The sequence below is a fragment of the Paraglaciecola sp. T6c genome, from assembly GCF_000014225.1.
In the GTDB taxonomy this organism is placed as follows: Bacteria; Pseudomonadota; Gammaproteobacteria; order Enterobacterales; family Alteromonadaceae; genus Paraglaciecola; species Paraglaciecola atlantica_A.
This window is the reverse complement of sequence record NC_008228.1, coordinates 1444661-1467306: the sequence shown is the minus strand read 5'-3', so window position 1 is coordinate 1467306 and position 22646 is coordinate 1444661. Positions and strand designations below refer to the sequence as shown.

Annotated in this window: 17 protein-coding genes; 13 read left to right on the top strand and 4 right to left on the bottom strand. The window is 42.3% G+C overall.

The features are described from left to right. Nucleotides 1-108: 108 nt before the first annotated feature. The 3 genes from PATL_RS06190 (at nt 109) to PATL_RS06180 (ending at nt 5191) form a co-directional block, all read left to right on the top strand. Nucleotides 109-1710 carry an isocitrate lyase gene (locus tag PATL_RS06190; RefSeq protein WP_011574074.1) on the top strand — a complete coding sequence of 534 codons (1602 nt, stop codon included), beginning with the start codon at nt 109-111 and terminating at the stop codon, nt 1708-1710. Nucleotides 1711-1973: 263 nt separating this feature from the next. After that, the gene (locus PATL_RS06185; protein WP_006991473.1) at nt 1974-2918 is read left to right on the top strand and encodes a LysR family transcriptional regulator; all 945 of its coding nucleotides are present in this window, start codon (nt 1974-1976) and stop codon (nt 2916-2918) included. Between the two features lie 98 nt (nt 2919-3016). Then, nucleotides 3017-5191, top strand: coding sequence for a malate synthase G (locus PATL_RS06180; RefSeq protein ID WP_011574073.1), 2175 nt, complete (start codon nt 3017-3019; stop codon nt 5189-5191). 21 nt (nt 5192-5212) lie between these two features. Here the strand turns inward: PATL_RS06180 and PATL_RS06175 are convergent, their stop codons facing one another. From PATL_RS06175 to PATL_RS06155, 4 genes are all read right to left on the bottom strand, one after another. After that, nucleotides 5213-6349 carry a nucleotidyltransferase family protein gene (locus PATL_RS06175; RefSeq protein WP_011574072.1) on the bottom strand — a complete coding sequence of 379 codons (1137 nt, stop codon included), beginning with the start codon at nt 6347-6349 and terminating at the stop codon, nt 5213-5215. Continuing rightward, nucleotides 6346-7257 carry an HprK-related kinase A gene (locus PATL_RS06170; RefSeq protein WP_011574071.1) on the bottom strand — a complete coding sequence of 304 codons (912 nt, stop codon included), beginning with the start codon at nt 7255-7257 and terminating at the stop codon, nt 6346-6348. The genes PATL_RS06175 and PATL_RS06170 overlap by 4 nt, the downstream gene beginning before the upstream one ends. A 274-nt stretch (nt 7258-7531) precedes the next feature. Continuing rightward, the gene (locus tag PATL_RS06160) at nt 7532-8074 is read right to left on the bottom strand and encodes a hypothetical protein (RefSeq protein WP_011574069.1); all 543 of its coding nucleotides are present in this window, start codon (nt 8072-8074) and stop codon (nt 7532-7534) included. Between the two features lie 143 nt (nt 8075-8217). Continuing rightward, on the bottom strand, nt 8218-9000 hold the full coding sequence (locus PATL_RS06155; RefSeq protein ID WP_011574068.1) for a S1 family peptidase: 783 nt from the start codon (nt 8998-9000) through the stop codon (nt 8218-8220). Between the two features lie 111 nt (nt 9001-9111). On the opposite strand from PATL_RS06155, the gene PATL_RS23035 reads away from it, so the two are divergent. The 10 genes from PATL_RS23035 (at nt 9112) to PATL_RS06110 (ending at nt 22639) form a co-directional block, all read left to right on the top strand. After that, the gene (locus PATL_RS23035; protein WP_011574067.1) at nt 9112-9282 is read left to right on the top strand and encodes an NAD-dependent epimerase/dehydratase family protein; all 171 of its coding nucleotides are present in this window, start codon (nt 9112-9114) and stop codon (nt 9280-9282) included. Nucleotides 9283-9355: 73 nt separating this feature from the next. Further along, nucleotides 9356-10111, top strand: coding sequence for a YdcF family protein (locus PATL_RS06150; RefSeq protein ID WP_011574066.1), 756 nt, complete (start codon nt 9356-9358; stop codon nt 10109-10111). Between the two features lie 91 nt (nt 10112-10202). After that, on the top strand, nt 10203-11042 hold the full coding sequence (locus PATL_RS06145) for a patatin-like phospholipase family protein (protein WP_011574065.1): 840 nt from the start codon (nt 10203-10205) through the stop codon (nt 11040-11042). A gap of 31 nt (nt 11043-11073) precedes the next feature. Then, nucleotides 11074-11883, top strand: coding sequence for a PEP-CTERM/exosortase system-associated acyltransferase (locus tag PATL_RS06140; RefSeq protein ID WP_011574064.1), 810 nt, complete (start codon nt 11074-11076; stop codon nt 11881-11883). Nucleotides 11884-12259: 376 nt separating this feature from the next. Next, complete coding sequence (locus PATL_RS06135) at nt 12260-13096, top strand: Npun_F0296 family exosortase-dependent surface protein (protein ID WP_011574063.1); 837 nt, start codon at nt 12260-12262, stop codon at nt 13094-13096. A gap of 238 nt (nt 13097-13334) precedes the next feature. Continuing rightward, complete coding sequence (locus PATL_RS06130) at nt 13335-14951, top strand: FAD-binding oxidoreductase (protein WP_232283294.1); 1617 nt, start codon at nt 13335-13337, stop codon at nt 14949-14951. A gap of 109 nt (nt 14952-15060) precedes the next feature. Continuing rightward, nucleotides 15061-17859, top strand: a complete 2799-nt coding sequence (gene prsT, locus PATL_RS06125) for an XrtA/PEP-CTERM system TPR-repeat protein PrsT (RefSeq protein WP_232283293.1) — start codon at nt 15061-15063, stop codon at nt 17857-17859. Nucleotides 17860-17895: 36 nt separating this feature from the next. After that, nucleotides 17896-19032 carry a GNAT family N-acetyltransferase gene (locus PATL_RS06120; RefSeq protein WP_011574060.1) on the top strand — a complete coding sequence of 379 codons (1137 nt, stop codon included), beginning with the start codon at nt 17896-17898 and terminating at the stop codon, nt 19030-19032. A 7-nt stretch (nt 19033-19039) separates the two neighbouring features. Further along, nucleotides 19040-21652, top strand: a complete 2613-nt coding sequence (locus PATL_RS06115) for a hypothetical protein (protein WP_011574059.1) — start codon at nt 19040-19042, stop codon at nt 21650-21652. Between the two features lie 30 nt (nt 21653-21682). After that, nucleotides 21683-22639, top strand: a complete 957-nt coding sequence (locus PATL_RS06110) for a glycosyltransferase (protein ID WP_011574058.1) — start codon at nt 21683-21685, stop codon at nt 22637-22639. Nucleotides 22640-22646 lie beyond the last annotated feature (7 nt).

The following is a 22646-nucleotide window of genomic DNA, read 5'->3' as shown; positions in this document are numbered from 1 at the left end:
CCTTTCGTTATTTGAATTCTGTTAGTAGGATTTGGTCATCGGTTAGCAGCAACATTCAGTTTACAACCTGCTAATCAAATTTTACCTACAAACATAAGGAACATCGTCATGTCTAACTACACAAATGACATTCAAGCTGCCCAAACCCTAACTGGCGAAAATAGCCAAACGTGGAGTGCTATCAACCCAGAGTATGTTGCACGTATGAAAGCACAAAATCGCTTCAAAACGGGCTTAGACATTGCGAAATACACTGCGGGTATCATGCGTAAAGATATGGCTGATTATGATAAGGACTCAAGCTCTTATACTCAGTCTCTAGGTTGCTGGCATGGCTTTATCGGTCAACAAAAAATGTTGGCAATTAAAAAGCATCATGGCACGACAGATAAACGCTACTTGTACTTATCTGGTTGGATGGTAGCTGCTCTACGCTCTGAGTTTGGTCCTTTGCCTGACCAATCAATGCACGAAAAAACGTCAGTGCCTGCGTTAATCGAAGAGCTTTACACCTTCTTACGTCAAGCCGATGCAAAAGAGCTTGGTGAGTTGTTTAGCGCACTTGATAGTGCCGAAGAAGCTGGCCAAGATACCAAAGAAATTCAAGCTAAAATCGATAACTACCAAACTCATGTCGTTCCAATTATTGCTGACATTGATGCAGGCTTTGGTAATGAAGAAGCAACGTACTTACTTGCCAAGAAGATGATTGAAGCAGGTGCATGCTGTATTCAGATTGAAAACCAAGTATCTGATGCCAAACAATGTGGTCACCAAGACGGTAAAGTAACCGTGCCTCATGAAGACTTCCTGTGTAAAATCAATGCCGTACGTTACGCGTTTCTTGAGCTAGGAGTAGATGATGGGGTGATTGTTGCGCGTACCGATTCTTTAGGTGCTGGCCTGACTCAAAAAATCCCAGTGTCTCAATCGCCTAACGATTTAGCTGCCCAGTACAATGCCTTTTTAGAAACCTCAGCAGTTGATTCTGTTGATGATTTGAAAGATGGCGATTCAGTATTGAAACTTGACGGCAAGCTAGTAAAACCAGTTCGTTTGCCTAATGGTTTGTACAAGTTCAAAGCAGACACTGGCTTCGACCGTGTAGTACTTGACTGCGTTACATCGCTACAAAATGGCGCTGACTTATTGTGGATTGAAACTGAAAAACCGCATGTTCAGCAAATTGGTGAAATGGTAAGTGCTATTCGTAAAGAAGTACCTGATGCGAAATTAGTTTATAACAATTCACCTTCATTCAACTGGACGCTAAACTTCCGCCAGCAAGTTTTCGATGCTTGGTCTGAAGCAGGTAAAGATGTGTCTGGCTACAGCCGTGATGAGTTAATGTCAGCACGTTATGATGCCTCTGAGCTGGCGCAAGAAGCAGATGAAAAAGTGCGTACATTCCAAGCGGATGCGGCTCGTGAAGCGGGTATTTTCCATCACTTGATTACGTTACCGACTTACCATACCGCAGCACTGTCAACTGACAACCTAGCGAAAGGTTACTTTGGTGAAGAAGGCATGTTGGCTTATGTGAAAGGCGTTCAACGTAAAGAGTTACGTGAAGGGTTAGCATGCGTTAAGCACCAAGCAATGGCAGGCTCTAACCTAGGGGATGATCATAAAGAGTATTTCTCTGGTGACCAAGCGCTTAAAGCGTCAGGCAAAGACAACACCATGAATCAGTTCGACGTTGCAGTGTAACGTCTAACTTTCAAAGTATAAAAATAGCAGGGTAACCTGCTATTTTTTTGTTCGTAAAACAGCATTCATTTGTAAAATGATTATTTCTTTAACATCAATTTTTTATATTGTTTTTTCTATAGAATTAATTAGCACACACAGTTAATTAATAAAATAATCCTTTTAATACATAAGCTTAAATTTTTTCACTCACCCACTAGCATCTTTTTCTCATCTGAGTACAATCTGGTTATACAATAGAAAACAATAAGTGCATTAATATTATGAATATTTCAAAAGTAGACCTCAATTTATTGGTGTATCTGGACGTCCTTCTACGAGAAGGCAGTGTTACCCGCGCAGCAAATCAACTCAGTATTACCCAACCCGCCATGAGTAACGGTTTAAAGCGCCTTCGAGATCTTTTTAAAGATCCCTTACTAGTGCGCACCAGTGACGGGATGACGCCGACTAAGCGTGCCCTGGAGCTGCAACCCGTTATACGCGATGTGTTATCAAAACTTGAGGCCTCGATTCAACCAGAGACAGACTTTGTACCTGAAACCAGTAAGCGTACATTTAGGATCATGGCCAGCGATTACGCTGAATCCACGTTGCTTCTTGAGGTCATACGCCAGTTGGCCAAAGTCGCACCAAACATAACGCTAGATATGATTACCCCTAGCGACGTGACCTTTCATGATGTTGAGCAAGGTAAAGTGGATATGGCCATTAACCGCTTTGAAGAGTTACCGTTATCGTTTCATCAAAAAGTCGTTTGGTACGATCGCTTTGCCTGTGTCGTTAGCAGTAACAATCCCATAGTAGATAACTTTACATTGCAAAATTACATCGACAGTAAGCATATTTGGGTAAGTAAAACCGGCTTTGGTGTCGGAGTCGGAATAGATCCGAATGAAGTGCAAAAATTAGGTTGGGTAGATGCCGAGTTGACTAAAATTGGCCAAAAGCGCGATATAAGAGTGTTTACTCGCCATTATCACGTCGCTTTGCAACTCGCCAAGGTGCAGAACTTAGTGGCAACACTGCCTAGTAAAGCAGCCGCGCTATATGAAAACGACCCAAATATTGTGATCCTAGATCCACCGTTTGATATACCACCGATTGGCCTAAAAATGGCTTGGAGCGCTTTGTTGCACCACGATGCTGGACATATTTGGTTACGTCGCCTAATAACAGATGTCGGTGAAACCTTGTCTGCCCAATAGTCATTCATAAGATAAATAGCTGAGATAGAAACCATAAATTAAACAAACTAAACATTAGTTCGTAGACTGGGTTCATAGCCTTATCAACGGAGTAGATCATGCAACAATATATTCAACGTGAACAATTACAGGTAGCGCCTCAGCTTGCTGCCTTTATCGAAGAGCAGGCTCTACCTAGCAGTGAAGTCGCCCCCACAGAATTTTGGGCTGGTTTTAGTAATATTCTAGCCCAGCTCACGCCAGTTAATGATGCCTTACTGGCTAAGCGCGACTTGCTACAACAAAAAATCGATGCGTATTGCCAGTCTCATCCGACCTTAGAGCCTGCGAGCTACAAAACTTTCCTTCAAGAAATTGGCTATCTAGAAACGCCACCAGCAGATTTTTCTATTACCACCGATAACGTTGACGACGAGGTGGCTACCATGGCCGGCCCTCAACTTGTAGTGCCTATCAATAACGCGCGCTTCGCTCTTAACGCTGCTAATGCCCGTTGGGGGAGCTTATACGATGCAGCCTACGGTACAGATGTTATCCCTGAAGATAACGGCGCTACGCGGACAAAAGCATACAATCCCGCAAGAGGGCAACAGGTTATACAGTATGCAAGAAAGTGGCTCGATGTAATCGCACCATTGACCAATGGCTCCCATACCACCAGTCAAGGTTATGATATTACTTCAGGTCAACTAGTGGTAACGCTAGCCGATGCGAGCACAGCGACCTTGTCTCACCCTACCCAGTTACTTGGATTTGTTGGCGATAAAAACAACCCTAGCGCCATTTTGTTACAACATAACGGCCTGCACGTAGAGCTGCAATTTGACCGCACTCATCAAATAGGGCAAAGCGACCCCTGTGGCATGAAAGACATATTAGTTGAATCAGCACTGACAACCATTATGGATTGTGAGGACTCAGTTGCCGCAGTGGATGCTGAAGATAAAACCTTGGTGTATCAGAACTGGCTAGGACTGATCAAAGGGACGCTTGAAGTGAGCCTAAGTAAACCAGGCGGCTCCTCCGTCAGACGTTTAAGTGCCGATAGAAATTACACGACGCTTACAGGCAAATCATTTTCGCTAAATGGTCGTAGTATGATGTTTGTGCGTAATGTGGGCCATTTAATGACGAACGACGCAATTTTGTTTCAGGGTAAGCCGATCTACGAAGGGATAATGGACGCGGTTATCACCAGCCTAATCGCCAAACATGACTTGCTAGGCAATGGCCAATATCGCAACAGTAAAGCGGGCAGTATATATATCGTTAAACCCAAAATGCATGGCTCAGAGGAAGTGGCATTCGCTGACACTTTGTTTAGTCAAGTAGAAGATGCTTTAGCACTGCCTAAAAACACATTAAAAATGGGCATTATGGACGAAGAACGTCGCACAAGTGTGAATTTGAAAGCGTGTATCAATGCAGCAAAAGCGCGCGCAGTATTCATTAATACGGGCTTTTTAGATAGAACTGGGGATGAAATCCATACCTCAATGCATCTAGGGCCATTTGCGTTAAAAGCTGACATCAAGCAACAGCCTTGGTTGACTGCCTACGAGTTAGCCAACGTGAAAATTGGTGTAGACGCAGGTATGTCAGGTAAAGCGCAAATTGGGAAAGGTATGTGGCCAATTCCAGATAACATGGCTGACATGATGCAAAGTAAAACCAATCACCCTCAATCGGGCGCCAACACTGCTTGGGTTCCCTCCCCAACCGCTGCGACCTTGCACGCCTTACATTATCACCAGATTGATGTGTTTAGTTTGCGAAATCCGATTGCAAGCAATGATTTTGATGGGTTAGATGATATCTTGACCGTGCCCCTCTTGGCTGACTGTTCCAGTTTGAGCCAGCAAGACATTCAGCATGAGCTAGACAATAACGTTCAAGGGATTTTGGGTTATGTGGTTCGCTGGGTTCATCAAGGGATTGGTTGCTCTAAAGTACCGGACATCAACAACGTGGGCCTAATGGAAGACAGAGCAACGTTACGCATATCCAGCCAGCATATCGCTAACTGGTTGTTACATGGCTTAATTAACGAGGCACAAATAAATGACTCAATGTTGCGCATGGCACAATTAGTCGATGCACAAAATAGTTCTGATAAGGAATACATCCCTATGATGCCTGACCCAATCAAATCAATTGCGTTTCAAGCCGCTCAAGAGTTAATACTGCAAGGAACGCAGCAACCAAATGGTTACACCGAACCTGTTTTGCACGCTAAGCGCAGGGAAATGAAAGATAAACTGGCCACTGTGTAGCGGCTCTTTCAAACGCAGACGTTAAATGCCTGGTGGCGTGTTGTTCTTCGCGCTACCTGGCTTATTCACTCCTTTACCAGCCACCCACTTCAAAATATTTCTGTAACCTTTGGCAGCCGTATGCATCAGCAAAATATGCACTGGCATTTTTATCCAATGCCCTCTCAGCAACGCCATCGTGTTGGCCAAGCCCAACCCTCTCACATTACATAATCTATGATGTGGCTGCAGTACTCTGCAGTACATCCAATCGAATATCTTTAGCGTAATTTTAGGTGGTAGCCAAAGCTGGCTTTTATGCAATTCAGCTTGTGGAATATCGGTATCGAACAGCGTATTTACATAACGTAATGCGAGGGCGAGCTCTAAACCAAACCCCGTTTTTTGCGCCAGAATAAATAGTTCATCCCAAAATGCTTGCTCAGTTCCAAACTCGCTAAACAGCAAGTGCAAATCTGACAAGTCGCGAAAGCCATGATGGTATTCTTCTTGATAAAACAAATGCACAGCGCTGTGCAATATCATTGCGCCTGGCGATAAGACGCGCGCGCCACAAGATAAGGTGCGAGCACCAGCGGTAAAATCATTTATATCTGGGGCTTTACCACTGATAAGCGGCACTAAATTATGGTGCACATCTAATATTGTGCCTCGCCCTGAATGCTTCAAAGGCGGAATTTCATGGGCCCACTGACGATAATACATGTCATCATAGTCATCTGTTGGCTGAGTAAACCACGCATATACGCTTAAACGTGCTTCGACTTCACGCAAATTAGCTTTTGATACCAACATATCAATATCAGAAAAAACACGCCCTCTACCTGCACTACATCCTGATAATGTGTAGGCCGCCCCTTTTAAATAAATAAGCTCAGTTTGCAGCTCAACAGGTAAAATTCGCTTGAATTCGCTGGCCTCAAATTTCACTTGCTGAGCGAGTAATTTTGCATGATATTTAGCGGAGATAAGGTGTGTCTGCGCGTACTCAGGAACCAATTCGATGACACTATCAAGCGCATAAGCAACTCTTGGTAAGACAGATGCTTCACGAGCGATCCGTATAAGAAACTCCCACTCCGTGTGTGTGATTGCCTTTGGCACGTTACCTGATAGCAGTGTGACTAAATGGTCAGTATACTTGGATATAGCATTCACGGTGCAAACTGTCCCTCGTCCAGAAATGCTGAGACTTCGGCTAAATCGTTATAATGAATTTCCACTGCGTCCGTACTTTCAACTAACTTTTGCAGTGCGAGAAAACCATCAGCACCTAATATTGAATCATTAAACGCGTTATCCGTTAACGCTTGAAACGCGTCAGCTTTGGTTAAGCTGTAGATATCTAACGTGACATCAGATGTGTATTTGGGTAGTACGACAGCCATCACCGGAGCTGTTTGCTTGATTTTATCAATACTTGCAATAGGGGGTTTAACATGAGCCACATCACCTTTATTGGTATCTCTGGCAATATTTGAAATAGTCACCTCTGGGAACCAAGATCTCACCAAATCTATTGAGTTATTCTTTACACAAATTGGACGAACAAAGGGGTGAACTAGGCCTGTTTCTAAATTAATAACCGTCATTTCGTCTGAGAGTAAACGCCACCCGGTATGGGCCAAGTAAGCTGTTAACGTGCTCTTACCTGAGCCCGGAGGAGCCGGAAAAATTATCGCTTTGCCGTCTTTTTCAAGCACTGCACCGTGGAGTAATAAATATCTGTGCATATGAGACGCCATACACCAGTTCATACCCCACTCTAACACTGGATACGCTTGCGAGCGTGGCAAGGGTAAAAACGGCACAAACTCATCAAGTAGAAAGTGAATTTGCGGCTTATACCACCGCCTCAAGGATTTAGGTGATTGCACGGCAACCCGAAAATCCGCAGGAGATACGTCATCAAGTAACTCATAGTCACCATATAGCTGATAAAACACGCGCTGCACATCGGGCAATGAAGATTGAACACCGAAGGCTGCCACGCCCAAATCGATATTGATTTCCCCCTTTATCAATCTCGCGGCGGCTTCATTTTCTGAAATATCCTTAAGTCTCAACGGATTCAACCTTCTGAATGACGCACTGGGATTCGAGGTGCCTGATTGATTGTTGAATATCAATCAACGAAGAATCGGGAAATAGAGCGAACATTTGCTCTTCATTGAAGGGAACACCAAAATGATACTGAGTAAAAAAAGCCTGAAATTGGCCACTCAATCTCAGAGAATTACCCGTGATAGGTACAAACACAAAAACGCCAGACGAATCGCTGGCGTTATAAATCAATATATTTGGGTTTACTTGGTACAAACTTAGCTGCAACAGGTTCAATTATCGCGTATAAGTTTGACTCAATGCATCCATAAGCGCACCCTGGTCATTCATCGCTTCTTCCTCAAGCATTGAAGCATACATCTCAGGGGTCACTTCCGACGACAATGGATAATTTCCATAATAAGCATTCAAGTATCCAGCGACTAAACTTTTGTCGATGTCAGAACCTTGCCATAAAACACGATACAAATGTGGACGACTCACAACTCCACCACCGCCCTTTGTATATGTACCCGTAGTAGAGATACTGAAAACAGTGTCCCATTTGACCGCTTTAAGCGAGTCTTTTAAATTTTGGTCATTATTAGCATCTTTTAACCAAGTAGCAGGGGATACTCCAGCAATCGTTGTGGTGGAGCATGCTTGTGATAAGTTTCCTGACAAATTCCCCGATACTGTACAACCATTCGCCGTTGTAGCCCACGTTGCTTTCGATGGAAGGCTCACTATGAGTGCAGCCGCAGATCCTTTTAACAGAAACTTACGTCGGTTAGAAACAGCGCCTTGGCTATTCTCAGATTTTTTGTCGACGACATTCATTGTTCTTAATACTCCATTAGTAACGCATATCAGGCAGATAAAGCAAAATTTAAGCCAAATCCCAACCAACTGATCTTACTGGATATATTTAACTTAAAATCAAAAACTGTAAAGTTTCGTGACACAATTCGATCAACTATTATTCAGTTTACCGCAATCCCTTTCTTTTTGCTTAATAATCTTAAATATTTAACAGGAATTGCATAGCTAATGCCGCTCGGTTTTTCTAAAACCGCTTCTTTGGTTTCTTTAATAAATACCTTGTTAATTATCCCCACCACACGGCCTGTCTCGGCATCATAAATGGCGCTACCACTATTGCCAGGGTAGGCAGTCATATCCAGTTGATAGATCATGAATGGACTCTCTAAACGATTGCGCATTTTCATGGTTAAGTTACGCGCATTGGCACTTGGGATCACGTCTGGGGTGAGTGCTGCAATCATTCCTTTATGGGTTGCCGGGTATAATCCTAATATTGACCCAATCGGGAATCCTGTCATTAGTATGTCTTGACCATCATCAACATACTCATCTGGGCCAAGCTGCAAAGCTGGCAGTGTGTCACGAATTTTCAGTATTGCTAAATCGTGCACCGGGTCCTTAGCGATAATTTCAGCTTTATGGATTTTAGGTTGTCGCCCCGTCCCCGAAAAAACAATATGATATTGGACAATCTGTGGATCAAGCGGTTCTGATACAACGTGGAAGTTAGTCGCAATGAGCGTTCCATCACCAAATACAAAGCCACTTCCCCGCAGCTGATGCGAAACAGCAGACATTGCATCATACAATCCTACCCCTACCACAGAGGGTTTAACTTTTTTAACCACGTTTGTTTTTTGCGAGGCGCTGACTGACGTCGTTAAAAACACCAAAGAAAAAACCACACAAATGATTTTATAAATATAATTTTTCGTTATCATAATAAGCTACTTACTATTTCGTAGGGCTAGTGTGAACAGAAACTTTGTCACAACAATAGCGTAACGTGATTAATATCTTAGGGTTATACACAAAATATTAGGATTAATGAAATGAAAGTATTAGTCACAGGGGCTGCCGGATTCATCGGTTTTCATGTTTGTCAGGTGTTGTTATCACGCGGTGACGAGGTCGTGGGTATCGACAATATTGGCGCACAAATTCCTGTCAATCTACTTGATTTTATTACAGCCTTGGAAGGCACACTAAGCAAACAAGCCTAAAACCCAATTAAATAAGGGATTACCAATTTTGTGGATTGGTATAAAAGCTTCTACAAGATATAAGGTGATGTAAATGCTGCAGTCATTAGCAAACAGTTTAAGCTCGCCGTTAGTTCATGGGCTTTTGTTGTTTGCTATCTTGCAGCTCTTATCTCGCCTGCCACTTCAAGGTCGGCGTATTTACCAATGGGCGTCATGCGTCCCAATCTTATGGGTACTTTTTTGTAGTCTTGTTTATCCCAGTGTTCTATTAATTAAGCCATTGGAAGACCAATATCCGACCATCAAACTCTCTTCAAATGAATGGCAACTGACGGATGGTATCGTAGTGTTAGCCTGCAATCATTTCGATGATGACGGCTTACCTTTTGTGAGTAAATGGCCCCAGTGCACGATGCAGCGCAATTTACACGCTGCGTTAATGTACAACGAAAAACCTCTGCCAATATACTTAGCCGCTGGGATCCTAAATGAGACGGACTTAAAATCTCAAGCCCAATATAACAAGGACTTTTTGGTCACTTTAGGCGTAAATCCAAAGGACATTCATACCTTTCCTATGGGGCATGACACAGAATCAGAAGTAGAAGCATTGGCGCCATATTTGCAAAACAAACATATGGCATTAGTAAGCTCGGCGAGTCACCTGCCTCGCGCAGTGGAATATTTCAGACTACACGGACTCTCAGTATTACCGATACCTGTAGAGCACCTCAGTCGGAAACACGTTTCATTCACCATAGGCTTGCCCAACGCGTATAGTCTTTATCGCAGCGAGCGAGCAATTCACGAGTACTTAGGTCTAATATACCAGCGCTACATTAAGTGATAAAACTAGTAAACAATGCATTGACGCTATAAATCACCAGTCAGATTGTAGGCCTTAATAGGTCCGGCGAAGGATAAGCAAGGAACTAAACATGAAATCAATAGTGCCGATTTTTTCGGGGGGCGGAACCCGCTTAACAGTGCATATTGGCGTGTTCGATGCTTTACAGAAGCTCGATATTCAGTTTCAACACATGGTGGGGGTTTCTGGCGGCTCCATCGTAGCAGCTCTTTATTGCTGTGGTGTGCCCTTAGCAGATATAAAACACTTAGCCATGACAACTGACTTCAAAAAGTTCAAAGGCTTTTCATTACTCAGATTATTACGCCAAGGCGGTTTAAGTTCGGGGGACCAATTTGAGGCGTGGATGGACAAACACCTTAAAGGTCTAACGTTCTCAGACATAGATAAAGACTTACACATTTTAGCGACCGATGTTAACGGCGGAGGCCCGGTGGTATTTAGCCGTAAAACGAGTCCCGATTTGAAGATATCGAAGGCGGTGCGCTTTTCAATGTCCATCCCACTTTTTTTCAGCTTTCAAGCCTATAAACAGCATGTTCTTGTAGACGGTGCTATTTTATCAGAAGATGCGTTGTATCAAGATTGGGCAGGTGATGGCTCACCAGTTATGTGTTTTAAATTAAAAAGCGAGCATGTGACAGATCCGAACTTTAAAAAAAGTTGGCTGCCATTACGGCAATATGTGATGATGCTGATTAGGACCTTCATGACGGCAATGTCGCGAGAGTATGTACATGCAGAGTACTGGCGTAATACTATAATCATCAATACGGGTAAATTATCTCCCGTCGATTTTAATATTACAGCGATACAAAAAGAGGAGTTGTACAATATTGGTTATAACACCGCATTTGAATTTGTGCCTAAACGAATGCAGATTTATACCGATACACAACTAAGGAACTAGATGTGGACTACCGTTTTAAAGAAATGAATCTATGAAACAACTTCGAAAGTACGCTGATCTCCCTATTATTGGGCCAGTGGTAAAAAAAGTAATGAATTTGGTGGTAAGCCAGAAGGCTAATCAGATCTCTAGACATTTCGCGGAATACCTCAGCCCTGTTGTTGCCCTGTCAGACGATCTTCGTAATGAATCTTATAAAATTAGGCACAAAGTCTATTGCGAAGAATTAAAGTTTGAAGATGAACGTTCAGACAAGATGGAAACAGATCAATTTGATAGTCACTCTACCCATTGTTTAATTAAGCACCTCCCTACTGGTGAATATGCCGGTACGGTTCGCATCGTGCGCTCTATGAGTGAAGAGCAACTCCTACCAATAGAGAAATACTGTATTAGTTCGATTGCTGATGACGCAGTACATCCAAGTGATTTTCCACGAAGTGAAATATGTGAAATATCTCGATTGGCAGTCCCCGCTCAGTTTCGAAAGCGTGCCACGGATAAATTTAAGGGTTCAGCCACAGGTGCTATCAATGAGCATATTTACTCTGAGCGCGAGCTACGCTGTTTCCCCTTTATTGCGGTGGGGCTATATTTGTGCGCCGCGTCTACCTCGCGTAAACACGATATTAAACATTGTTTTGTGATGATGGAGCCAAGACTGGCGCGCAGCTTACGCTTTGTGGGCATCCCCTTTCAACAAGTTGGCCCCGTTGTAGAATATCACGGGAAGAGAGCCCCATACTATATCAGCCGTCACCTATTAATGAGCGGCCTAACACCTGGCTTTAAGCGCATGCTGAAGAATATCGAAAAGAAAGTTAATTCACAATTCAACTGAAGCTCAAAACTTGGGCTTGCCGGCTGGGCCCTATTCGATGTCAAAAAATTTTACACGGTTCAATTAACCCAATCTATTTATAACAAGTGTTTTATCTATCCTTCTGTCTCTATTGAGGTGGAAACTAAATTTCCCGTTACAACGATAATACTTTGCCTATAAATTAGGCATGAACAACGAGATGTGTTTGATACCTTCGCCACTCACCGACAACCGCACTTTATTTTGTCAGTAAATTTTACATCTCCTCGCATACAAAAAATGGAAAAAACCTAACCATCTGAAAATAAAGAATATTTCAAACTTGGCATAAGTACTGCTTTACCTTCTACAGCAGTATCTTTGGTCTCATCTTTTGGTCTAAAAGGAATATCACATGTCAAACTTAGTTAAGAAAACAAAATTAGTAACACTAGCCGCTCTTTTAGCGTTTGGTGCAGCAAGTCAAGCAAGCGCTGCGACTATCAGTTTCGGTGGCCAGACAGCGACTGACGGCTCAGGTCAAACAAGCTCTCGTATAGATGCTAGCAACCAAATTACTGCAGCGACTGTTTCAAACGGATATTTCGTTGAAACCTTCGATAGTGCAACTGTTTTCCCGGTTGGTGCTGGTGGTGACACAAGTTATAATGTTGCTGGCGCATCTGATGGTTGTCAAATCAACTCGCCGTTAGCAGTAACTCCAAGCGGTGCTGGTGTATTGAATGTTCGTAATAATTCAGTACCTAACGTAGCAGCAGCGCCAGCTGGTGACAACACTTGTTACGCATACACCACACCAGAAAATATTGGATCAGATAGCTCGGTAGATATTAATTATACAACGTTCTTAGCGAACGTTGGTGGTATTGAAGCTAGCCTTGCTGGTTCAAAAATTAACTACTTGGGCTTCTACTGGGGCTCAGTAGATACTTATAACAGCTTTGAGTTTTATGATGGCGCTACTTTAGTTGCATCAATCACTGGTCCACAGTTGTTGGCACAATTAAACGGTAGCCCTGGTAACCAAACATCACCTGCATCTAACACTTATGTGAATATTGACTTCTCGGATGCCGAAGCGTTCGATAACTTCAAAGTAATTTCTTCTGGTATCGCTGGAGAGTTCGATAACGTTGTTGTTGGTTTAAAACAAGTTCCAGCTCCTGCAAACTTGGCTTTCTTAGGTCTTGGTCTTTTAGGTCTTGGTCTTGGTAGAAGATTTAAAAAATAAGAGTTAATTACTCTTCACAAAAAGCCGGCTTGCCGGCTTTTTTTATAACTCAAATTCAACGTATCATTTTCGTAATTTTTATTTCTCTTCTTTTCCGTGCTTAAACATCACCATGATTAATAATCGAATAACATATCGTCTAGTTGAAAAACAAATATTCCATTTACATTCGCAGGTCTGATGTTGTGTAGTAGACTGCTCCTATTGGATAAGTTATTTTGGATTTATGATGGATTTAATGAAACTGATACGCGAGGTAATACCTGATACTGAAGCTGTACTTTTTACTAAAGAGAGTGCGACTAAGCGTTTTGGTAAAACGACTTTCTCTGACGATGTTGTTATTGACTTCGCTGTTCAAATAACAAACGAGTCTGCCATACCCAAACTACTGCAGTTAGCGAATAAATATCAGTTCTACTTATACCCCATTAGCACCGGAAATAACTGGGGTTATGGTTCAATTCAAAATACTCCCATTAATGGCCCAAGAGTGGTTGTAGATTTAAGCGCACTTAAGTCTATTATCCCCAATAATAAAAAAGCGGGGTTAGTGACGGTTCAACCAGGTGTGACTCAGCAGGATTTATTTAATTTTTTACAAGAAAACGACTGGCCATTTATGGTGCCTGTTACCGGTGCGGGGCCCCACTGCAGTATTTTAGGAAATGCATTAGAACGAGGTTATGGTATCACCCCCAGAACGGATCATTTTGCTGCGGTCAACGCGTTAAAAGCATATCTTCCTCACCCTAATTTGTGTCATACGAAATTTGAATCGGCGGTTTCAGCCTTAGATGGTTCTTCCTATGACTATATTGATAAAACCTTTAAATGGGGTTTGGGTCCGTATATAGATGGTTTATTCACTCAAAGTAACTTTGGCATTGTCACCGAAATGACGATTCGTCTCGCCCCTAAGCCCCAGCATTTTAGTGCCTTCTACTTACAAGTCTTTGATTCAGAAAAATTCTCCGATGCAGTCGCCCTTATAGAGCAGAACTTGCTAGATTCAGAAGGTATTATTGGCTCTATCAACTTAATGGATCGCCGTCGTCTAGTATCAATGGTTGCCCAAAACCCAAACGGTCAAGGTCAGCACAATGTCATGAGTGATAAGCAAGTTGAAACGATAGCCAAAGAGCAGCGCTTACCCCAATGGATGATAGTCGGTACTATTTACGGCTCCAAAAAAGTGGTTTCAGCCACCCAAAAGCAGTTTAAGCGACGGGCAAAACACTTAGGTCAACTTAATTTTTCAAATAGCTGGCTGATTAACGTCGCCAAATTTATCCTCAACTTACCTTTGCCATCGAACGCCGCCATTGACAAAATAAAATCCCAATTAAGCACCCTGGATGAAGGAATCGAAATTATGTTGGGCAAACCCAATCAGGTTGCCCTGCCCCTTGCATACTGGCGCAACCCTAGGGTTGAGGTTGATAAAAGTAATGACCTTCTACCAGACAGGGACAAATGTGGCTTGCTGTGGTACGCACCGCTTATTAAAATGGCTCCAGAGGTGCTAACTGAATTCGTCTCATTTATCAGAGAAACCACACCTAAGTACGGAATAGAGCCTTTGATCACATTTACAAATCTGAAACATGACTGTATTGACTCTACTGTACCGCTTGTTTTTAATTTGGAGAGTCCTGAAGCGGTGTCCGCAGCACACCTATGTTTGAAAGAACTTTTCATCGAGGGATGTAAGAAAGGATTTGTACCTTATCGCATGAACATAACACAGCAAGCCGCTTTACCTGCTGATGGTATTTTCTGGCAGACAACGACTCTTTTAAAGCAAGCCATTGACCCAAATGGAATTTTAGCACCCGACAGGTATAACCCTTAACAAACACCAGTATTTTGCTAGTTTATGTTTTAACATCTCATATTGTTCCTAATATGATAATACAATACAGTGGTGATACTCTTTCGCTGTGCCACTGCCTCGCCGGTGAGTGAACCTAGAGCAGCAAGAAGAATTAACTAATGGAGTTAGTATGCGCATCAAAATTTTATCATCTCTAGTCGTAGTTTCAGCACTTACCCTGATAGGCTGCGACAGCAAGTCCGCAGAAGAATACATCGCGAGCGCTAAAGAGCAATATCAGAAAAACGACACGCAAGCCGCTATCATTGATTTGAAAAATGCCATCGCTTTAGCGCCCAAAAATAAAGACGCGCGCACGAACTTAGGCCAATATTACCTTGTCGCGGGGTTATTTGATGAATCAGAAAAAGAACTACGCAAAGCTTTAGAGTTGGGCGAATCCAAAGATTCTGTTTATCCAGCCCTAGTCAAAGCCATTTATTATCAAAATGACTTTGACCGCCTCATAAGATTAACACAAGATTTTACCAGTAATGATACTGAGGTACTTAGCAGTATCTCTTTGTTTACTTTCTTAGCTAACTTAAAAAACACCTCTGATAATGATGCTATTAATACTGATTTTTCAACATTAATCGGTGACGATAAAACATTAGCGCAGGTTTATTTTGATTTCTCTCAAGGCAACTACGAGCAAGCTAACAGCGATTTATCTAGCTTCGTGGATTTAGAACGGAACAAAATTGAGAAACTCATCGTTACAGGTTTAATTAAGGCGCAATTAAAAGATTACGATTCAGCTATCAGTGCTTTAGAAAAAGTCGTTAACTCATCTCCAGAATACTATGTTATTCAGTTTCAATTGGCAGAAATATTGATAAAAGCTGAAAAACTTGAGAAAGCTCGAGTACTTATCGATGGGCTTTTGAAGGTAAACGCCAGAAGCGCGTATGCGAATTTACTAATGTCACAAATTTACATTAGCGAAGATAATTATAAAGAAGCATTCGATGCAGCTGAGTTTGCGATACAAAACGGTATTAATAGTACGCAAAGTAATCTCCTTGCTGGTATCAGTGCTTACAAAATTGAGCGAACTGAAAGTGCTTACAAATATTTATCAAGAGCTTCTAGAAATATACCTCGCGATCATATGGCCAATAGATTATTGGCTGATGTTAAAATTAGATTAGGTGAAACTGATAATTTAGCTCAACTGCTTGAAGGTATCTCAGGCCAAGATATTCAGAAATCAAGCTTACTTGAGAATGCTGCGATGATTAAATTCCGAGAAGGAGACATCGAAGAATCTAAAAGTTTGTTCAAACAAGCGAAAGACGGCGATCCTAATAATGCGGTAACGCTCTTGCGAGAAGGATTGGTAAAACTATCTTCTGGGGATCAGTCAGGCATAGAGAGTCTAGAGTCAGCAATTGCGATTGATGCTACGTTGAGCGAGGCATGGAGCTTGCTCGCTCAGGCCCATATGCAGGCGAACGATTCAGAACAAGCGTTGTCTATTGCCAAGCGCTGGCAAGAAACAAACCAAATAGATGGGTTAGTGCTTGAATCCTACTTGCTGCAGCAGTTAAACAATAATGTTGAGGCTAGAGCAACTCTACAAAAAGTACTTGAGTTAGCGCCGGATAATTATCCAGCAATGCGTTTCTTGATGTTGATGAATGCTCGCGAAAAGCGTTTTGATGAAGCGCGAACGTTGGCTGAGAAGCTGTTGCTGTCGTCTAATAATGCCGAGGGTAAATTTCAGCTAGTCCTAACCATTATTAACCTAGCAATACAGCAAGATGACCTTAAGTCTATCGAGACGCTGCTTCAGTCTTTATTGGATAACAGACCTACTGATGTTGAGGAAGAACCTCTAGAGCTAAAAGTGGGATTAGCAACGATTTTTAACTATCAAGGTGAATATCAAAAAGCATTGACGGTCTTAAAAGACATCAAAAATCAGAAAGACTTCTTTGTATTATCTGAATTAGGTCAAACTTATATAGAGATGGATGATTTTAGGAACGCAAAATTAACTTTTGAGACGCTTGTAAATATCTTCCCGAGAAATACGCTTAGCTGGAACAAGCAAATAAACCTACTTAATCAGTATGGTTTACATGTTGAAGCAGCAGAGTTAGCTAGCCGTGCTGAGACTGCTATCCCGCATGATCCTCGCCTCACAGTACTTAATATTCGAGCACTTATTCGAGCGGGAGAAATCTCTAGAGCAAAACAAAAAATCGAAAAGATGAATTCTGAAGGGCACAGTTCCCCTATGTTTGAGCTATTTAATGGAGAAATTGCTCTTCACAATAAAGAATATCAGAAAGCGAGTGAGCTCCTCAGCCATTACTATTCAGAAAATCCATCATGGGACACGGCTATCCCTCTTGCGGAAGCCCTTGCGAAAGTGGGTAAGGTTCAACTTGGCGGAAATTATTTAGTACAGCAAACGGCGAAAAGGCGAGTTAAGTATAAAAACATCCATTACATTGCTGAGTACTATACTCGAAACGGCGCTCTTGACGCGGCGGAGATATATTATAAGGGCTTACTGGATATGAATCCTAAAGACTTTGTAACATTAAACAATTATTCAGCGCTTGCCATTAGAAAAGAGGAAATCCCTCTAGCTATCGAGCTAGCTCAACAAGCTATTCAGATACAGCCAAACTCCCCTTATGCTATGGATACTTTGGGTTGGGCACTGTTTAGAAACAATCAATTTTCAGACGCGCTAACCTATATCAAAAAAGCAAATGCGGAATTACCGAAAAACAATGAAATTACCCTCCATCTGATTGAGCTGTTGATCGCTACAGGCAGTAAAGATAAAGCTAAAGGGCTTATCAACCGATTTAAGCCTGCTAATGATACTGAGAAAGACACACTGTCGCGCCTCAGCACCAGTATTTAAGTCACGGCAGTCGCAGGCCTAGCAAATGTTTGTTGCTTGGCCTGTTTAGTATATTTCAACCGAGTAAATCGTATCTATACCATCACTCATTATCCACTGGAAGATATTGCGCTACATGAGGCGCTGTGGAGCGACCTTTATAAACAGTCTGATGCTAGCGTTTTTCTTAATTGGTCATGGATAAAAGCATGGTTAACGTCAATAAATTCTGTGCCGGTTGTGTTAGCTGCATATGAAAATACCCGCTGTGTAGGTTTAGCTTTTTTAATACAGCGAAACGCCCGTTCTTCGAGCAGAATAGATATCAAGCAACTATGGCTGCATAGAAAAGGTGAGCAGGCGTCAGATCAAATGTGGATTGAGCATAACGATTTTCTGTTGCATCAGAACAACAAAGAGCAGATTCGTTTAGCCATGTTGGAATATCTGTTTGCGCAAAAAAAACTGTGGCACGAATTGTATTTTGGATTAACGAATTCAAAAGTGATTAATTCACTTAAACTAAACTGGCCTTCTTGTCGAGAAGTCATTAGCTCTCCCGATTTCGAAGTCGACTTACGCTACAAAGCCAATTTAAATGATTACTTGGCTGATTTATCGAAAAACACTCGTTCGCAAATTAGGCGTACAGAAAAGCTATTAACACAATCAGGTGAATTAGCGCTTACCGTGGCTCAAACCGCAGCCCAGAAAGAAACGTTCCTAGAAGATATATCTCGACTACACAAAGATAAATGGAGAGATACAGAATTTGGCAGTGGATTTGATAACCCGATTTTTGAGCAATTTCATAGACATCTGATTTTTGAAGATGATGTAACGAATAAAACCCGACTTTACTGCCTCACTCTCGATAAAAAACCAATCGCCTACATATATCTACTAATAGATGATGACACTTGGTATTTTTACCTGTCTGCCATAAACGGCCATGACGACAACAGAGTCAAAGTCGGATTACTTGCACATGCATATATAATCGAACAAGCCATAGCTGAAAAAGTCAGTAAGTATAGCTTTTTAGCAGGGGAAGCACGCTACAAGCGTTCGTTATCAAACCTCCCTGAAACAAGCCAAACACTGGTTTGTTTTTATCAACCCACTGTGTTTATGCGTCTACGAGAATGTGCACGACGATATAAAAACGCACTACCAAACATATTGAGACATTAGAATAAAAATGATAACTGAAAATGCCGGTGACTACTCTGTTCCCATAAAATTAGACTCATTGCAAGACAGCGCTGTCACTTCTGTGAGCGTGCCTCTAGCACAAGGGGTGTTGTATGAACTTACAGCGAGTCAGCTACTAGCAAATGGAGGGCCAATATCGTGTGGGGCAAAAGCACTCGCCAATTGGCCTGATGGCAGTATCAAATGGCTACATTTAACCTTTGCCGTTCCCGAGCAGTTAAGAGAAGACCTAATATTTAAGGTTACTAAGGCCAAGCAAAGCGAGACCGCAAGTGTACCAAAGTGCCTAACTTATGTTTCGAATGACTCACACACTACAGTCACTCATTCTCTTTATCGCTTTACGTTAACCCATGCTGATGGCAGCTTTTCAATCGCGTCAGGCACAACAGATCACGCCAATAATGTTATCCGAGGTTGCCTGAACTTACATGACGCCCATAGCCATCCATGTGCCATTTCATCCTGTCTTGTATCCATAGACGACACCCTGTCCCTACTTGATGGCTCTATCTACGGTTTATCGGTGCAGGTCGACATGACTTATGCGCCCGTAGATGACGACACCGTTTCGAATATTTCATCAACGAGCGTTTTTCTATTAACCGCCGCCCACGAAGCGATAAAGTTAGATGTCACCCTACACAACGCGAATGCGGCAGTGCACTCAGGCGGGAGTTGGGATTTAGGGGATGCCAATTCGTTTTACTTTTCAGCCCTCAACCTTTCTATGAAAGGCGATGGAGCCTCAACTTTTCAATATCGAACAGAACAGGACAGCCCGTGGCAAACTCATCTAACAGAAGCGGCCACAAATACAAGTGACGTGAGTATTCAACAATTTTCAAGTGGTGGTAAGAATTGGCTAAGCCCGGTGCACGTTGATCATAGAAACACCCTCCCTTTTAGTGTTAATGGCTATCAAGTCGCTAAAGAAGGCGAGGTCATTTCTTCGGGTCAACGGGCGACGCCGTTAGTATATTGGGATAAGAAGGTAAGTTTTACGATTGACAATTTTTGGCAGAAATTTCCTACTTCGATAACCATGACACCTAAGGAGATGCTACTCAGCTTTTTTCCTGCCCAGAAAAACCACCTGCACGAACTTCAAGGTGGTGAAAAAAGCACACATTCAGTATGGCTCTCAACTAACGATAAACCTGACGCACTTGACGAAATCACTAGGAGTAGTAAAGGTGTCCGTCTTTGTGGTGAATATATACATAGTGAAATACCGCTGTATACAGAGTGTCAAAATACACATAGCACAATACAAAACTTGATAAATAACGGGTTGCAGTCACAAAATAATTTTTTTGAAAAACGTGAACAGCTCGATGAATACGGATGGCGGAATTTCGGTGATATTTACGCTGATCACGAAACGGCTGAACACAAAGACAGTTCACTTTTTGTGTCCCATTACAATAATCAATACGATCCTATATTTGGCTTCTTACGCCAATTCTTACTGAGTAACGATCCACGATGGTTTACCCTTGCGGATGACTTAGCCAAGCATGTCATTGATATCGATATTTATCATACTAAACAGGACAAAGACGAATATAATGGCGGCCTTTTTTGGCACACTGATCATTATTTGCAGGCTTTTACATCGAGTCATCGTTCATATTCAAAACTTCAAGGTAAAGGTGCGTATCAGGATCACGCTGGCGGCGGCGGACCAGGCGGCCAACATTGTTACACATCAGGCCTTGCGCTGTATTACTTACTGACTGGCAACCCAAACGCCAAAGAAGCCGTGCAAACACTAACCCAATGGATCACCTATGTGTATGAGGGCGGCAATACATGCCTAGAGTTGTTACTTGCTCTTAAAAACAGACATGTGCTCGGCTTAAAGAACCATTTTACCGGCCAGTATCCCCTTGATCGTGGTACCGCGAATTACATTAACGCGTTGCTCGACAGTTATGTGGTCACAAGCGAACGTGCATCCCTGCAAAGCGTTGAACATGTTATCCGACATACTATTCACCCAAATGAAGACATCACATTACGTCATTTGAGCAACGTCGAAGAAACCTGGTTTTACACAGTTTTTCTGCAATCTTTAGTGCGTTATCTGGACATTAAGTGCATTAGTAAGGAGTTTGATGACGCTTTTTATTATGCGCGAGATGGACTGCTACGTTTTGCTCAGTGGATGCTCGAACATGAATATATGTATCTCGATAAACCCGAAATTTTAGAATATCCAAATGATACGTGGACGGCTCAAGACTTGCGCAAAGCCCATGTGCTTAGCGCCGCGTATTTCTATGGAAATAAGCACGATCACTCACTTTTGCAAAAAGCTGAGTATTTTGAAAACGAAGTTTCGTCTCGATTACAGCAAAGTGACACTAAAACCTATACCCGTATTATGGTTTTGCTGATGCAAAACGACGGCCCAACGTCTTACTTCAAGCACGCTGTGCTACCAATTGAGTTTAACGAGCGAAAGATAGATTGGCCGGCCCCAGCTTATGCTAATGGTTCAAATGTGACGCGCATGGTAAAAGCATTTGGGAAACGTATGCTAGCACTTTCAATTCGCAATGAAGTAAACTGGCTCAAAAAAAGGCTAGGATAGCCAGTGACACACTCAGGAACACCTAACTAGATGCAGATTTCTTTTATCATTCCTCACAAAGGAAGGTTTGAAATGTTAATTCAAACCATTGAATCTATTGCTAAACAAACCTTTGACTTATCTCAAGTAGAAGTCATCGTCGTCAGTCAAACAAAAGAGGCGCTAAGCCACACCTTTTGTAACGACCATTCATTGCGTATCAACACATTTTTACGTTCTGAGTCAGACACCATATCGGCCCTTAGAAATTACGGCGAGACTCAAGCACACGGAGAGTTTTTAGCGTTTCTTGATGCGGATATCTACTTGTCAGAAAACTGGCTTGAGCAAATGTTGAACACCTTAGATTGCGATCCAACTCGAATTATTGCCAGTGCTATGCAAATTTGTCTACCAGAGGCTCCGCCGCTAGAGAAAATTCGCACGAGTTTGAGCAACGCAGAATTGGACACCAACGTGGCGTTTTTACCCGGTAGAAATTTATTTCTCACCCGAAACGCATTTCACAAAATTGGGGGGTTTCCAGAACACCTGCTGACCTGCGAAGATTACTATTTTACTGACAAAGCAGCGCAATTAGGCGCCCTGTTTTATACCTCAGCAGCTAATTACATTCATTTAGGTGAAGATAAAACCTTAAAAGGTATGTTTGACAAGGAGATATGGCGCGGGCAGTCAAATTTAAAGTCTATTGAAGGTAGACACATCCCTATTAGGGAATGGCCAAGCTTTATTGTTCCCCCAGCGATTTTTTTATGCATTCTGTGTGCGCTTATTCTAATATGCGCCGGGCAAATGGCCCTAGCCTTGCTTAGTTCGATACTAGCCCTGATACCTTTACTTGCATACACCATACGTTTATATCGCTTAGATACATTGAAGGTCTCTTTTGTAAACACATTCACCTTCTATGCGGTGTACTTTCCAGCTCGGGCGATCGGTACCTTTGCCGGCATATTTAAATCTATTAGCAATAAAAACCCTTAAGGCATGT

Coding starts and splice junctions, on each gene's coding strand:
- PATL_RS06130 (WP_232283294.1), top strand. CDS start 13,335: ATGAAACTGATACGCGAGGTAATACCTGATACTGAAGCTGTACTTTTT.
- PATL_RS06185 (WP_006991473.1), top strand. CDS start 1,974: ATGAATATTTCAAAAGTAGACCTCAATTTATTGGTGTATCTGGACGTC.
- PATL_RS06180 (WP_011574073.1), top strand. CDS start 3,017: ATGCAACAATATATTCAACGTGAACAATTACAGGTAGCGCCTCAGCTT.
- PATL_RS06150 (WP_011574066.1), top strand. CDS start 9,356: ATGCTGCAGTCATTAGCAAACAGTTTAAGCTCGCCGTTAGTTCATGGG.
- PATL_RS23035 (WP_011574067.1), top strand. CDS start 9,112: ATGAAAGTATTAGTCACAGGGGCTGCCGGATTCATCGGTTTTCATGTT.
- PATL_RS06155 (WP_011574068.1), bottom strand. CDS start 9,000: ATGATAACGAAAAATTATATTTATAAAATCATTTGTGTGGTTTTTTCT.
- PATL_RS06190 (WP_011574074.1), top strand. CDS start 109: ATGTCTAACTACACAAATGACATTCAAGCTGCCCAAACCCTAACTGGC.
- PATL_RS06115 (WP_011574059.1), top strand. CDS start 19,040: ATGATAACTGAAAATGCCGGTGACTACTCTGTTCCCATAAAATTAGAC.
- PATL_RS06160 (WP_011574069.1), bottom strand. CDS start 8,074: ATGAATGTCGTCGACAAAAAATCTGAGAATAGCCAAGGCGCTGTTTCT.
- PATL_RS06135 (WP_011574063.1), top strand. CDS start 12,260: ATGTCAAACTTAGTTAAGAAAACAAAATTAGTAACACTAGCCGCTCTT.
- PATL_RS06145 (WP_011574065.1), top strand. CDS start 10,203: ATGAAATCAATAGTGCCGATTTTTTCGGGGGGCGGAACCCGCTTAACA.
- PATL_RS06140 (WP_011574064.1), top strand. CDS start 11,074: ATGAAACAACTTCGAAAGTACGCTGATCTCCCTATTATTGGGCCAGTG.
- PATL_RS06110 (WP_011574058.1), top strand. CDS start 21,683: ATGCAGATTTCTTTTATCATTCCTCACAAAGGAAGGTTTGAAATGTTA.